13 protein-coding genes are annotated in these 14812 nt (G+C 43.9%); 9 read left to right on the forward strand and 4 right to left on the reverse strand.

The features are described from left to right. The first annotated feature begins 9 nt into the window (after nt 1-9). The 3 genes from purM to H3S83_RS07445 all read left to right on the forward strand — a co-directional run bounded on the left by purM (nt 10) and on the right by H3S83_RS07445 (nt 3234). Nucleotides 10-1083, forward strand: a complete 1074-nt coding sequence (gene purM, locus H3S83_RS07435) for a phosphoribosylformylglycinamidine cyclo-ligase (RefSeq protein WP_198239313.1) — start codon at nt 10-12, stop codon at nt 1081-1083. Then, complete coding sequence (gene purN, locus H3S83_RS07440) at nt 1080-1691, forward strand: phosphoribosylglycinamide formyltransferase (RefSeq protein ID WP_198239314.1); 612 nt, start codon at nt 1080-1082, stop codon at nt 1689-1691. The genes purM and purN overlap by 4 nt, the downstream gene beginning before the upstream one ends. A gap of 337 nt (nt 1692-2028) precedes the next feature. Further along, nucleotides 2029-3234 carry a hypothetical protein gene (locus H3S83_RS07445; RefSeq protein ID WP_198239315.1) on the forward strand — a complete coding sequence of 402 codons (1206 nt, stop codon included), beginning with the start codon at nt 2029-2031 and terminating at the stop codon, nt 3232-3234. 78 nt (nt 3235-3312) lie between these two features. Here H3S83_RS07445 and H3S83_RS07450 read toward each other — a convergent pair whose 3' ends face one another. Continuing rightward, nucleotides 3313-4416 carry a branched-chain amino acid ABC transporter substrate-binding protein gene (locus H3S83_RS07450; RefSeq protein ID WP_370541366.1) on the reverse strand — a complete coding sequence of 368 codons (1104 nt, stop codon included), beginning with the start codon at nt 4414-4416 and terminating at the stop codon, nt 3313-3315. A gap of 107 nt (nt 4417-4523) precedes the next feature. Next, complete coding sequence (locus H3S83_RS07455) at nt 4524-7079, reverse strand: PAS domain-containing sensor histidine kinase (RefSeq protein WP_198239316.1); 2556 nt, start codon at nt 7077-7079, stop codon at nt 4524-4526. Between the two features lie 255 nt (nt 7080-7334). Between H3S83_RS07455 and H3S83_RS07460 the strand changes: the two genes are divergently transcribed. After that, a complete protein-coding gene (locus H3S83_RS07460) occupies nt 7335-8375 on the forward strand; it encodes a flagellar biosynthetic protein FliO (RefSeq protein ID WP_198239317.1) in 1041 nt (346 codons plus the stop codon). A 678-nt stretch (nt 8376-9053) separates the two neighbouring features. On the opposite strand, the gene dksA is transcribed toward H3S83_RS07460, so the two are convergent. Then, complete coding sequence (dksA, locus tag H3S83_RS07465) at nt 9054-9470, reverse strand: RNA polymerase-binding protein DksA (RefSeq protein WP_077971618.1); 417 nt, start codon at nt 9468-9470, stop codon at nt 9054-9056. 191 nt (nt 9471-9661) lie between these two features. Here dksA and H3S83_RS07470 point away from each other — a divergent pair, with 191 nt between their 5' ends. The 4 genes from H3S83_RS07470 to H3S83_RS07485 all read left to right on the forward strand — a co-directional run bounded on the left by H3S83_RS07470 (nt 9662) and on the right by H3S83_RS07485 (nt 13376). After that, nucleotides 9662-10165: a histidine phosphatase family protein gene (locus tag H3S83_RS07470; protein ID WP_198239318.1), complete on the forward strand. Its 504-nt coding sequence runs from the start codon at nt 9662-9664 to the stop codon at nt 10163-10165. Between the two features lie 108 nt (nt 10166-10273). Then, entirely contained in the window at nt 10274-11710 is a 1437-nt protein-coding gene (locus H3S83_RS07475; RefSeq protein ID WP_198232654.1) for a YcjX family protein, read from the forward strand. Beyond that, a complete protein-coding gene (locus tag H3S83_RS07480; protein ID WP_198239319.1) occupies nt 11707-12732 on the forward strand; it encodes a YcjF family protein in 1026 nt (341 codons plus the stop codon). Before H3S83_RS07475 ends, H3S83_RS07480 begins: the two co-directional genes overlap by 4 nt. 110 nt (nt 12733-12842) lie before the next feature. Beyond that, the gene (locus H3S83_RS07485; RefSeq protein ID WP_077971622.1) at nt 12843-13376 is read left to right on the forward strand and encodes a hypothetical protein; all 534 of its coding nucleotides are present in this window, start codon (nt 12843-12845) and stop codon (nt 13374-13376) included. A gap of 21 nt (nt 13377-13397) precedes the next feature. Here H3S83_RS07485 and H3S83_RS07490 read toward each other — a convergent pair whose 3' ends face one another. Beyond that, nucleotides 13398-13934, reverse strand: coding sequence for a flavin reductase (locus H3S83_RS07490; RefSeq protein ID WP_198239320.1), 537 nt, complete (start codon nt 13932-13934; stop codon nt 13398-13400). A gap of 202 nt (nt 13935-14136) precedes the next feature. On the opposite strand from H3S83_RS07490, the gene rpe reads away from it, so the two are divergent. Then, entirely contained in the window at nt 14137-14805 is a 669-nt protein-coding gene (gene rpe, locus H3S83_RS07495; protein ID WP_198239321.1) for a ribulose-phosphate 3-epimerase, read from the forward strand. Nucleotides 14806-14812 lie beyond the last annotated feature (7 nt).

The raw sequence follows: 14812 nt of genomic DNA on the forward strand, positions 1-14812 counted from the left end.
ATAAATCCGATGGGCGACACACACCCCCTAAAAAACAATCTGACTTATGCGGACGCCGGAGTTGATATCGACGCCGGTAACCTTATGGTGGAAAAAATCAAACCGATCGTGCGAACGACACAACGCGCCGGTTCCGATACAGAATTGGGTGGGTTCGGCGGATTGTTCGATCTGAAAGCCGCCGGTTTTAAAGACCCTGTTCTTGTAGCCGCAAATGACGGTGTAGGAACCAAATTAAAAATTGCTATCGACACCGGCATTCATGACACTGTCGGGATTGATCTTGTGGCCATGTGTGTCAATGATCTCGTCGTTCAGGGAGCCGAACCGCTTTTTTTCCTTGATTATTATGCAACCGGCAAACTTGACCCCAATCAGGGGGCCGCAGTCGTTTCCGGCATTGCCGAGGGCTGTAGGCAGGCTGGAGCTGCCCTTATAGGGGGCGAAACTGCCGAAATGCCTGGCATGTATATTAAAGGTGACTATGATTTGGCCGGTTTTGCTGTCGGCGCGGCAGAGCGTGGAAAGCTTCTTCCCTCGAAAGATATAAATGAAGGAGACGTGGTCTTAGGGCTATCGTCTTCGGGTCTCCATTCTAACGGTTTTTCTCTCGTCCGCCGCATTGTTGAGGAAAGTGGTCTTGATTTTAACGCCCCTGCTCCATTCGATAAGACCGTTTCACTTGCCGACGCTTTATTGGTACCGACACGTATTTATGTCCGGTCTCTTCTTTCGGTATTGCGCAAAGATCTTGGCATTAAAGCCTTGGCACACATTACCGGTGGTGGCTTTCCGGAAAATATCCCGCGCGTATTGCCAAAAACATTGGCTGTTGAAATCAATCTCGACGCAATAAAAGTTCCGCCGGTGTTCTCCTGGCTTGCAAAACAGGGAAACATTACAGAACTGGAAATGCTGCGGACTTATAATTGTGGTATCGGGATGATTGTTGTCGTCGACAACAAAAAAGCTGACGATGTTTTTTCTGCATTTCAGGCAGAAGGTGAAAAACCGGTTCGTCTCGGACGTATTACGGTGAGAAAAGACAAAGGCGTTGTTTACAAAGGTCACCTCGCGCTATGAAAAAAAGAATTGTTATCCTCATTTCCGGAAGTGGTACCAATATGGTATCTCTTGTCGAAGCAACAAGAAAAGATAATTTTCCGGCCGAGGTTGTCGCCGTTTTAAGTGACAACGACGACGCAAAGGGTATCGAGCGTGCAAGAGCTCTTCGAATTCCTGCCGATATCGTACGCCGCAAAAGTTTTACTGACAAAGATTCATTCGAAACTGCTCTTCTTGACCGGATTGATAGGTTCAAACCCGATATTATTTGCCTCGCCGGTTTTATGAGATTAATCTCGCGACGTATTATTACACCCTATGAAGGTCGGATTTTAAATATCCACCCTGCTCTTCTCCCGCTTTTCAGAGGTCTGAACACGCATCAGCGAGCATTGGATGCCGGCGTAAAAATAAGCGGTTGCACCGTACATCTTGTAACAGAAGGCATGGATGAAGGTTCTATATTAGGTCAGGCTGCCGTACCCGTTTTGGACAACGATACGGCGGAAACTTTAGCTGCACGAGTTCTTAAAGTTGAACACAAGCTTTATCCGGCAACTTTACGGGCATTTATTGAAAGCAATTATAAAAACACCAATGCCAATCAACAAATTATTTCATTCTGATCAATCGGAATATTAAAATCCTCAAGCATTCGAAGGCTTTTTTTGAACGATATAGCTGCAACCGTTTGTCCCGAAATAGTTTAATTAAAAATTTTGTTTCGATTCACACAAATAAACTTGAGTCCATAACTAAAATTATCTCTATTCTGATTGAATAGGTTGATGAACCGCATTGGCAATTTGATTAAAACAAAATTATTGTTCTATTCAAAAAACGTTGCTTCAAATGTGACACCGTCTCCGAACAAACCTTGGTGCGACACCATTTTCCTCTTCACGACTTATCAACCAATTCACCACATAATAGCTTTGAAACCTCTTACAGGATCGAGCTGTCGTGTTGCGTACAAAAACCATTTTTTTGATAAGTTGTAGTGTCGTTATCAGCGGTTGTATGTCGGATTCACTGCAATATTTCCAATCGCCATCAAAAACTTCAAACGAGACAACATCGAGCATCCGACCTGCAAGCCCCCTCGGTACTATCAACAGCAAAGATTACGAGGCTTGGCGGAACGCCTATAATGCGTATAACAAACAAGCTACTGCCTATTGGGATCAAATCAGCGCGAAAAGAAAACTGCGCAATGAAAAGCGGGCACGTGGACAAACAATTGAACTCACCGATTATGTTTTGTCACAGCCACCTCTCTATTCTGGACCAGCCAAGCCTTCCACCGGCAAAACAACGGGACCTTCACGTTCAATTCCAGGTGTCGATGATTTTGTTGCAGCTTCAAAACGCGTTTATGGTTTTCGACCGGAAAGACCATCTAACGAAAGCGAATTTATGCGCAGTTACGTCAATGCCGCCCAAGAAATTGGTCTTACACGTGAACAACTTGTGTCTATCTACGCTTTTGAAACAGGCGGCGATGGCACACACGACCTGCAATCTGGCATGATAAAGGGCAAAGCAAATGCCCGACCGATCTCTACCGCTATAGGATATAATCAGCTTGTTGCGACAGCAAGTGTGAGCCTGATGTGGGAATATGGTAACGACATTGCAAAAGAACTACGACAAAAAGCGCAGCAGGCGTCAGGAACAGAAAGAACAAAACTTCTCGAAAAAGCAAATGTTGTTGAACGCATGACCGCAAAAGCAAAAACAGTTCCGCATAATTGGGGAGCTCAAAGCGAGCTTGCGAAAACCGATGCCGGACTTGGAATGCATGCGATGACCATGGATAAAGATGTGGGGCCACTTTTACAAATCCACAAGCTGAGAACTTCCTTGACATTTTTGCGACGCAAAGGTGTCTCGCGCCCCCTATCGGGAGCTGAACTCGAGATGCTCAACCTCACCGGTGATGGCAACGGCTACGACATGGTGACAATGCCACCCCAATATCGTGCCAAAGTCCCCACTGCCAATTTCTTTTTGCGTCCAGGTTACGAAAGAAATCCCGTAGCCATTCGCAACAATACGGTTGCCGCCTTACTTGACGCGACGGAAAGTAAAATGGAAGCGAACATGCAAAAAGATGGTGCGCAAATGCTGAACCGTATTTATCAGTCGACAACACTTGCTCGCAATTAAAAAATAATTTTACCCGAGTTGAAAACAATTCATAAAAAACAAAAGGCGGTATAAAACCGCCTTTTGTTATGAAATCGGTTACTCTGCAGAAACAATCTCGCCATTATGCCATTTATACATCGAAAAGACTTTCGATGTTATATCGCCGCGATCGCCATATGTAATCTCGCCCAAAGTCGTTTTAATGGGCTCTCCCGATTTGATTGCAGTTGCCACTGCTTCGGGATCTGAAGCGGAACCGGCTTTTTCGATGCCAAAAGTCAAGACCTGTATAGCCGCATAACCGTTGATTGCAAAAGTCTCTGGAGGAATATTCTGTGCTTTCAATGCCTTGATCGTCTCTTGTGCTTCCGGGTTTGTCTTGACATCCACAGAATTGGTGAACAGTGATCCCTCGGCTGCATTTCCCGCAATCGACCACAATTCCGATGTATTGTATCCATCGCCACCAATAAGCGGAGCTTCAAGACCTTGTTCACGCATTTGCTTCAAAAGTAACCCGGCCTCTGGATGATACCCGCCAAAGTAGACATAGTCGACTTTTTCCTGTTTCAGCCGACTGACCATAACAGAATAATCCTTCTCTCCCGGTGTAATATTACCGTAAAAGACTTCTGTTACGCCACCTTTATTGAGCGCCGTTTTGAATGCATCAGCTAGACCTTTGCCGTAAGTTGCACGGTCATGAATGATAGCAATGCGTTTATCTTTCAAATGTTTGATGTAATAGTCTGCTGCGTAATCGCCCTGCTGGTCATCCCGTCCTATAGTACGCAGGACGTTCCATAGTCCACGACTTGAAAGTTCAGGCGTTGTCGACGAAGGTGTTATCATCAAAACATCATTTTCTTCCAAAATATTGGAAACAGGCAACGCGATATTCGAGGTAACCGGTCCGATGACATATTGGATGCCTTCACCAATCAACTGATTAGCCGCCGAAACCCCCTGCTTGGGTTCTGCTCCGTCGTCAAACACTTTCAAAACGACTTTTTCGCCATTGATACCGCCATTTTTATTCAATTCCTCAATGGCCACTTTCACACCGTTATTAGCCTGTATGCCGTAAGCTGCAACAGGTCCCGTAATCGGCCCGATGAAACCGATAACAATATCGGCATAAGCTGACGACGTGAAAAAACTACCAGTCAAAGCCAAGGCTGAAACTGTGGAAATCAGTATTTTGCGCATGGTTCACCCTCTTTAGCGTATTTTACGGTGCTTATCTTGCATTAGATAGCGAGGATTTCAATCATTTTAACGAATTGTTTTGATGAAAAAGTAAAAAATCATGAATTGGTAGTGCTTTCGTCGGAAAGCATTTCTTTCACTTTCATTGCTAACTGCTTCAACGTGAAAGGTTTTGACAAAAATCCGAAAACCGCGTCAGGCGGCAAATTTTTCGCAAAAGCATCTTTCGCATATCCTGAAACAAAGACAAATTTTATATCCGGATATTTTTTTCGCATTTCGCCAAGCAATGTAGGTCCATCCATCTCCGGCATAACAACATCGGATACCACCAGATCGACGGCACCATTATGTTCTGCTATGATATCAAGTGCCTCGATACCGTTTTCGGCCTCCAGCACTTTATAGCCGCGTGATTGGAGAGCGCGCACACCACCCATTCTCACTGCAGCTTCATCTTCAACAAGAAGGACGGTTGCATTCCCCGACAGATCGGCATTTTTTTCACTTAATGATTTTACCGGCTCAACTGCTTTTTGTTCATTTTTGACAGGATCGGCAATGAATCTTGGCAGGAAGATACGGAATTTCGTACCTTTCCCCTCTTCGCTCTCACAGTAAATAAAACCACCGGTCTGTTTGACAATCCCGTAGACCATCGACAGACCAAGCCCCGTCCCCTTGCCTACCTCTTTGGTGGTAAAAAACGGCTCGAACATTTTTTCCTGAACCGCTTTTGGTATACCTGTGCCATTGTCCTCCACATCAAGCTCCACATAATCATCAGCTATCAACCCTTCAAAGCCGAGATCTGCAGCCTTTTGTTTTGCCAAATTGGTAGTCGTAATCGTAATATTCCCGCCCTTGGGCATCGCATCGCGTGCATTGATGACGAGATTCATCAAAACGCGCTGAAAAGATGCCTGATCGACTTTGACACTCCACAAATCGCGGCCGTGATTGAACTTCAAATGGATGTTGCTTCCTAAAAGCGGCGTCAAAAGATTTCGCACGTCGGAAAGCAATTCAGTCAGATCCACCACTTCCGGTCGCAATGTTTGGCGACGAGAAAAAGCCAATAATTGTTGAACGAGCGAAGCGGCACGATTGGCATTATTTTTGATATTGATAAGATCGGCATGAGCCGGATCAGAACTGCGATGACTAGCGAGAAGAAGATCACATGACATGATAATTGCTGTCAAAACATTATTGAAGTCGTGAGCAATGCCACCGGCGAGCTGCCCGATTGCCTGCAGCTTTTGTCCTTGCGCCATTTTGTCTTCCAGAGTTTTCTGAGCTGTCGTCTCTACAACGGACAATATTGCCACTTCTCCACTCTGCTCATGCGTTTCTCGCGAAATTCCCAGAAAAAATAAACGGAAATGTCTGTTTTCATCGCCCGCAAGACTAACTTCCGTCGAATATTTTGCTTGCGGGTTTCCCGATATTTTTTTGAAAAAGTCGGCTAAGCTACGCTTCCCTTCGAGCGTGAATAAATCACCAAGAACTATTTTTTCGTCTTTGCCTGTTTTTATATCGAAAAGGAGTTGAAACGGCCGATTCATATTCGCTAATTCGCCTCGTTGGTCAACCATTGCGAGTGCTATCGGCGCGTTGTCAAAATAATAATGGAAATTATCTGACAGGCTGTCCAGAGTAGGTGCAATATCGGCTTGTCTCGACAAGGGTAACAGAACAAATCGATAAATAATATCTTCCTTTTGTTCGGCAGTCTCTTTGGTTGCGCAAACGATAAGCTTCAAATAATCTTGGGTCTCGCCATGCCAATCGACAAAAAACTCATAGCTTCCATCTGCACGATCTATATTGTTCCTGATTTCTTTCCAGTTTGACGTTTGCCCGAATGTCTCGAAGACTTTATCAAATGAAATCCCCGACATTTTGAAATTTTGGAGATCAATATGAAGCAAATTTGCCAATGGCGCATTGATATAAAGAAATCTGCCATTGACATCGGTTGAAAGAAAACCGGCCGGTGCCCGATCAAGATGATTAATAGCTTCCTGAAGATTCCGGAAAAGTGGCTCGTACATATTGCGAGCAAAGCCTGTATCTTCAAGACGCCATATCAAAAAGGCGCGCCCATTCAGCTTTACCGGTTTGACCGAAAGACTGTACCAGGTTTGTGTTTCGTTCGCATCTGCCTGATATAGCGAATTTCCGCGCAATTCTTCGCGCGCTGTTTGACCCGCAAGTGCTTTCGTGGTCAGTCGATAAAACGCCGGTTCGATATCCTCAAGCGACGAAAAAAGAGAAAACACTGTTTTTGCTTTATCAAAACCTGTAAGTTTTGCGCATGAAGCATTGGTAGAAATAATATTTCCGGAAGCATCCGAAAGTATGATTGCGTCGTCAAGCGTGTCGATGAGCAATGGTTTACTATCGTTTTCCAAAGCTTTTGCGTTGGAAAAAGCACCGGTCAAAAACAATATAAGAAAAGCAAATCCCGTTATTGCAAAAAATAAAAACAACAACAAGGAAAGAACATTCAACTGTTCTTCTCTTATAAAGCAATCGGCAATTGCTACCAGAACACTAAAGCTCACAATTATAGCAACGACATACCGCAATAATTGTATATGTTTATTCGAAAAAGCCCAAATATGCGTCAGTGTTTCCGGCTTTTTCATGATACTAGGTCTGCCTCTTACCATCACAGTTGATTCTCGATCACATTTTGCCTCAAATTGTGCTTGGCATGAAGTGTTAATGGTGGAAAACAGAAAATTGACAGCGTTAATTTTGTTAAAATAAAAAACCACTGTATATATAACTGCAAAGATCTGTCCATTCCCCTATATTGCTACTTTCCATCAAGAGGTGCTCTGGCATATAGATAGACAGACGGATATGATCACGCTTTTCCAGCAGGAGAGAAATAAGGCATGCATTTTGGGTTAGAAAATCAGATTGGACAATCTGCAGCGAATATTATTAGCAGCCTTGTTGTGCTTATTATCGTTATTGCTGCAATTGCGATTACCATCAAGTTACTGCGTAAATTCAATAACGGTACCTTTGTCGTAGGTGGAAAGTCACGTACACCCCGGCTATCTGTTCGTGACGCGGCTGCAGTCGATCGTACTCGCCGCCTTGTTCTTGTGCGCCGTGACAATGTCGAACATCTGCTGATGATTGGTGGACCAACGGATCTTGTTATCGAAACCAACATAAAATTGGATGAAAATTCAACCAAAGGTGAAATTCATGTTGAGCCGATGAATGAGGTTGCAAAAGACTCTTCATCGATTCCGAATTATCGTGAACCGGAGTTGCGTACATCTTTATCCGATACGCAACAAGCTGCTGCTTCGCCTGCCATACGGGCAAGTGACGAACGGCTGGAAGCCGATTTGTCTTCCTTGCAGGAGGATTTCAAACCCACATTTTCATCAAGAGAGGCGGCTTTTTTACCCCGTCGGCATGTGCCTGAACCAAATGTAGATCCGTCTATCGAAAATACTAACATCAATCCTGTTGGCCAATCTCCAAGAGAACCTTCTGTAGCATTTGAGAACCGTCGTGATGTCAATTCGGCTCCTTCACACAACGACTTTAATAAAGCGATACCGCAGAAAACGTTAAACAATCCTGCCGAGCTGAACGTAGGTGTGCTTGCCGATAACAACGAATTTGCCAACAGATCATCGCGTAATGCTGTTCCAAGGGAACCAACCTTGACAGATTTTCCAGTTGCTCCGGCAGCTCGTCCGTCCCCTCGACAATCCACTCTGAAAGAAGAACCGACACCTCGTTTCACCCCCTCGGTGAAAGATGAAACAATTAGCGCGGAAATCGAAGGACGTCGTGAACCATCTTTACGAGTACCGCCAAAAACAATTGATCCGGCTGTTAATCTTGATGACGATTTCGATCATATGTTCGAAAACGAGTTGAAAAACGCAATCAAAAACGAAAAGAGCTGAAAACAGTCAAAAACTGCAGTTATTTGGTTATCAATCGTTCAGTTTGATCATTTTTGGATATGTCTGGAAGGGGATCTGTAACAGAACACAGATCGTAATTATGCGCAAAGTTCTTAATTATGCGCAAAGTTCAAGAGTTTTCATATTCGATTGTTGTTCCGGTCTGGCAAAACGCTTGGATTGGCGACAAAATCTACTTGTCTCGATTAAAGCGGATCCACTTTGGACACATATTTCGACTGAAAGAAAAGTTCCAAGAAACAAAAGTTCACATTTTGCTAAAGATGCAATTGTCTTGCATAGCTTTTATAGGAGGGAGTTTCCCGATTTCCGATTTTAATAATTTACTCTTTTTTTGATTGAAAAATAACTAAAATTTTACCACATATGCGCCCAACGACAGAAAACAGCTATCCTTCACAACAAAAAATCGCGTATTTCTCATTCGCCTGATTATAACTTATTCGTACTTGTCCAATCAGTTTAAAAAAAGCAGTTTTTAAACCGTTTTATGAGTTGCTCAAGGGGTAAATTTTCTGCCCCCATCACAAGAGCAAAGCCTTTGTCAAGCGCCAAAAATAGAAGCGCCAGAAAATACAAAAGCCAGAAATAAAAAAGTCTGTGTCAAATATACACTCGACACAGACTATTTTCATTTTCAGTAAGCTAAAATCCGGTTTATTCGTCCTTATAAACCTTTTCACGCTTTTCGTGACGTTCCTGAGCTTCAATAGAAAGGGTTGCAATTGGACGGGCATCGAGGCGTTTTATGCTGATCGGTTCCCCGGTCTCCTCGCAATAACCGTAGGTACCATCGTTCAGCCGTTCCAATGCTGCATCAATTTTAGCGATCAACTTGCGTTGCCGATCTCGGGCGCGCAGCTCGATTGCTCGATCCGTTTCGGATGAAGCGCGATCTGCCAAATCAGGTTGATTAGCATTTTCTTCTTGCAAGTTTTCGAGCGTTTCGCGTGCTTCGCGTAAAATATCGTTTTTCCAAGCTATAAGTTTAGCACGAAAATAAACTTTTTGCCTTTCGCTCATGAAAGGCTCATCTTCGCTGGGATGATACTCGGCGTCCAATGTTTCGCTCATAGTCAAGCCTCCACATGTTGTATGTGCGGCTCTATATATTGTGCAAAAAATTCCAACACAAGACAAAAAATATATTTTTGATCCATTTTTCAACACATTACTAATATATCAACCTCACAAACAGTATAGAACGCAATAGAATAGACATTCTTCAATTTAGATTTCAGCTTAGTTCATTTTGTGATTGAGAGATGACTGATCACCAACGAATAACTTTAGGGCTTATGCGCCATGGAGAGGCGGAAATCGGCAAAAAATTAGAAAAAGATATTGATCGTCCATTGTCTGAAAAAGGCCGTTTTGGCGCAAAAATAATAGGAACAATACTTCCCGATTATGTCTCTGGTCCGTTAACAATAATATGTTCTCCGGCACAGAGAACACGACAAACTCTTGATGCGCTTTGCCTGAAATCAAGTATAAGCCTGAAATTTATCGACAAATTATATTATGGAAATTTTGATGATTATATTTCGCTCATCACAACAATTTCGCAAGACGGTGTGCCTTTGCTCGTAATCGGTCATAATCCGGCCATAAGTCAGGTCGTCACACAGTTGAACAATAATTGCCTTCCAGTTGCTTCTCTTCCCCGTTTTTTACAACCGGCAAATCTTGCTTTATTCGATTTTCCTATAGCCAAAAACCGGATATCGATTGGGAGGGGCAACTTTATCGCGCTTCTCAAACCATGAACCGGTCTCGTCTAACGCACATTGCTCGTCTTGCGCACGTTATTCGTGTGCACCATATGCTTGATTGACAAGCTGGTTTTATAGAAATTAATTGAGGATTGAGTTTATTTGCCTTCTTTAACATCATTAAAAGACGAAGCAGTCATTGCATTCGATGCTTTGAGAGACCGGACGAAAAGTACCTTCAATCCCACGTTGCGACTGGGGGTGACGGGACTTTCGGGAGCCGGAAAGACGGTCTTCATCACATCGTTAATTCAAAATCTGCTTTATTCCGGTCGTTTGCCGATATTCGAAGTCGCACGCGAAGGAAGGCTGCTGAACGCACGACTTGCCGAACAACCGGATAGTAAAATAGCTCGATTTGAATTCGAAAAACATATCGATCGTTTGGTTAATGAAAAACTTTGGCCGCAATCCACGCGTTCACTTTCCCAACTTCGCCTGAAACTCGAATTTCTAACGCGTTCGCAAAAGTTTTCAGGTTCCAAACAGAAAAAGCTTTCGATTGATATTATTGATTATCCCGGCGAATGGCTCCTTGATTTGCCATTACTTCAAAAAAATTACCGTGAATTCAGTGCCCAATCAATTGCAAGAGCCAATTCACCGGAACACAAAGCACATGCGAAAGCCTGGCTTGGTGCGATCCGGAGTGTTAACTTCCTAAATGAGGCAAACGAGCGTGATATTGAAGTTCTGGCTGAAAGTTTCAAAAGCTATTTACGCTCGGCAAAAAATTCCGGTACCATGATATCCGCGCTTCCTCCGGGACGGTTTCTCATACCTGGCAGTTTTGAAGGCGCACCTGTCCTTAGCTTTTCACCCCTACCCGATTTGGGAATTGCCGAATTTCCCGATAACTCTATCGCAAAGATTATGGAACAGCGATATGAGGCCTATAAAAATCTGGTTATTAAACCATTTTTTCGAGAATATATTGCTCGTCTTGATCGTCAGGTCATTCTGGTTGATTCTCTCGACGCCATAAATGGGGGAACCGCTTCAATTCTCGAAATGCAAAATGCGTTATGCGAAATTCTCGACTGCTTTAAGGCTGGCAAAAACCATCTTCTCAGTGCACTCGTTCAGCACAAGATCGATCGTATTTTGGTAGCTTCCACGAAAGCCGACTATCTCCATCATATCAACCATGCTCGTCTCGAAAATATCACCTCGGAAATTGTCCGGACTGCCATGGATAAAGCTGAGTTGAAAGGCGTTTTAACCGATACATTGGCAGTGGCTTCACTACGTTCTACAAAAGAAGGAACGAGCGAAAAAAACGGCGAAAGCTTGGCCGTTGTCATAGGAACACCGATGAAAGGTGAAACAATTGGCGATATGGTATTTGATGGAAAAACCGAAACAGCTATTTTCCCCGGTGATTTGCCTCAATCATTATCTCAACTGTTAAAAGAAAATTTGCCTGAAAAGTTACAATTTGTCCGTTTTTTACCGCCGCAATTAAAAATGAATCAGCCCTTTCCGCAAATCCGTCTCGACCGTGCATTGGAATTTCTATTCGGAGATTATTTGATATGACCAGTCGCAAACCACAGGCAATAAACGACCTGAAGTCAATCGAAGAGGACCAGAGCGATCCTTTTCTGGACGAGGCATTAAGCGAACTGAACGAGCTTGAGAATAATAACACATCCGAAACCAAACGCACTTTTACAAGCGGTAGAATATTTTTATCATCCGTCTTGCTATTATTGATTTTGGCACTCGGTTTATCGGCAGATGGCCTCATACGCTCGCTCTTTGCCGAATACCAATTTTTAGGCTTTATTGCCCTGATTATTACTATTGTAGGTGGTATCGCTCTCCTTTGCTTCATCATCGGTGAAGTGCGCGCATTATTGCGTCTGGCGTCAGTTGATAAAATAAGGAAAAATGCGGAAGAAGCTGCGCTAACGGATAACATCAATCTTGCGAGGAAATCGGTAGAAGAATTGATGCGCTACACTGCCCGAAGCCCTTATATATCCGAGGGGAGACAGGCTATGTTATCGCACAACGGAGATATTATAGATGGTAAAGCACTGATCCATCTCGCCGAATATGAAATTCTACGCCCACTCGATCTTGAAGCGCGAAAAATGATTCTCAATTCTGCAAAACGTGTTTCGGTTGTGACAGCCGTGAGCCCCCGTGCTATTATTGATCTTGGCTATGTTCTTTATGAGGTTGTCGGGCTCATTCGTCGTCTGGCAACGCTTTATGGAGCACGTCCTGAACGTTTCGGTCTGATTTCCCTCGTAAAGCGTGTCATTTCCCATCTTGCCGTCACCGGTACTCTTGCCGTCGGCGATGGTCTTGTCGAACAATTTATTGGACAGGGACTTGCAACCCGCTTGTCTGCACGTTTGGGTGAAGGCGTAGTCAATGGTTTGATGACAACGCGCATCGGCATAGCAACAATGGATGCACTCCGTCCTTTCCCGTTTGACGGAGAAAAAAGACCCGGCATAAGTGATTTTACCGGAGACCTGATTGGTTTCAACCGGAATAAAGACAAAGAAAAACTAAAAAAAACACCCGAACGGGAAAATAACGAATAAAGAATTAACCATTTTTTCTGATAATAGCTGGCGATGCGGATTTGTCTTAACAGGTCACATCGTTTCGTACGGTTTTGCGTAATTTGTGTAAAAGGCAGAGTAACGCCATTATGAAAAAAATCTTTTCGGCTTTTATTGGGTTGACTATAGCATCATCATCAATGGTGACAACAAGCTTCGCAGCTGACAGCGATGTTGACTTCTTTCGCTCGATAGAAGGGAGCTGGGCGGGTCCCGGAGAAGTCGTTGCCGGAAAATATAAAGGAACAAAATTCACTTGTACTTTTGCCGGCACAACCGAAGTGTCTCAAGTTGGCATGACACTTGATGGCAATTGTCGCGTCGGCGTTTTTTCACAGCCGATGAAGGCAACTGTTCAGAGAGGTCCCTCTGGCTTTTCCGGCGAATTCAATGACGGTGCAAAAGGTGATGGACTTGATGTCGTCTCCGGTAAAGTCGGCGCCGACCGGATGGTTTTCGGATTGAACCGCAAGCAACTCAATGGCGCTATGATGGCGCGTCTTGAAGATAAAAACTCGATGAATATCACCGTTTCAGTAAAAATTCAGGATGACCTTATTCCTGTCGTCGGAATGAAACTCAAGCGGACCGGTGATGTGCCGCGCGATTTTGCTAAAAAATAAACCTAGAGCAGCAGTGTAAACCTAGATGAGTGGCAATGTCCGGTAATTGCGGTCAAGATACATCAGGGCATCAATTCCGGGATGGGTTTTAACCGCCACCACTTCGCCAATCAAAACATAATGGGTGGCATGAATGTGCCAACCAACCAGCTGGCAATCGAGTGCAACAAGCGCATCGGAGAGAACCGGTGCTCCTGTTCTCAATGTGCCCCATTCTGCTTGCAAAAACCGTTGTTCCTGAGAAAGTCCGCCGCGACCCGCAAAAATATCCGACAGGTTTTTGTGATGCCCTGTCAAAGTGTTCACACAGAACTTTTCATTTTCAATAAAAATTCTGTTTTCTTCATGTTGTCTCATCAGACAAACAAGAACAGTCGGAGGGTTATCGGAAAGAGAACAACAGGCCGAAATTGTAACACCCCGTTTATTTTTGGAGCCATCGGTTGTGACAATATGAACTGCTCCGGCAAAATGGCTCATCGCATTACGATAGTCAACCGAGGAAACCGTTACAATCGGCTTGTCTGACGAAATTAAATGTGTCGAATGTTCAGTCATAATTCAATTTTCAAATCTGCCGGTTTGTTTTTTCCATTTTCAGTAAAATTTACAGTGCATTAGTACGCAAATTTTTCCTAAAATGCTAGCAATCTCGGTTAAAATAACTTTGATAATGAATGCGTTCAGATGTGGATCGGCCGAAAAACGGGTTTTATACGGGAAAACTACGTGATAGGAAGCAGCAGCCGAGGAGATTGAAATGTCTTTGCAACAAATAATTGCCCCTTCAATTCTGGCTTCAGACTTTTCCCGTCTTGGTCAGGAAATTACAGATGTCGTCGCCGCTGGTGCTGACTGGATTCATGTTGACGTGATGGATGGTCATTTTGTGCCCAATATCACCTTCGGTCCGGATGTTGTAAAAGCTATAAGACCGGTAACGAGCGCCGTCTTCGATGTCCATCTGATGATCTCTCCCGTTGATTCCTATCTGGAAAGTTTCGCCAAAGCCGGAGCAGACATTATAACAGTCCACGCCGAATCGACTCCTCATCCGCACCGTTCTTTGCAGGCCATAAGAGCATTGGGCAAGAAAGCCGGCATTTCGCTTAATCCGGGTACACCGGAACACATCATTGAATATCTTCTTGATCAAATTGATCTCATTCTTGTTATGACAGTCAATCCGGGATTTGGCGGCCAGAGTTTTATTCCGGCGATGGTCGAGAAAATCAAAAAAATACATGCGATGATTGGAAATCGGCCAATTACCCTCGAAGTTGATGGCGGAGTTACAGCCGAAACAATCGGGAGCGCAGCTTCGGCTGGCGCAAACGCTTTTGTTGCAGGATCTGCAATATTTAAAAATGGTAATAAAGAAATTTACAAAACACGCATTGACGCCTTGCGCAAAGCAGCAAGACGCTGAAACAGAA

It is taken from the genome of Bartonella sp. W8122 (assembly GCF_016102485.1).
Classification (GTDB): Bacteria; Pseudomonadota; Alphaproteobacteria; order Rhizobiales; family Rhizobiaceae; genus Bartonella; species Bartonella apihabitans.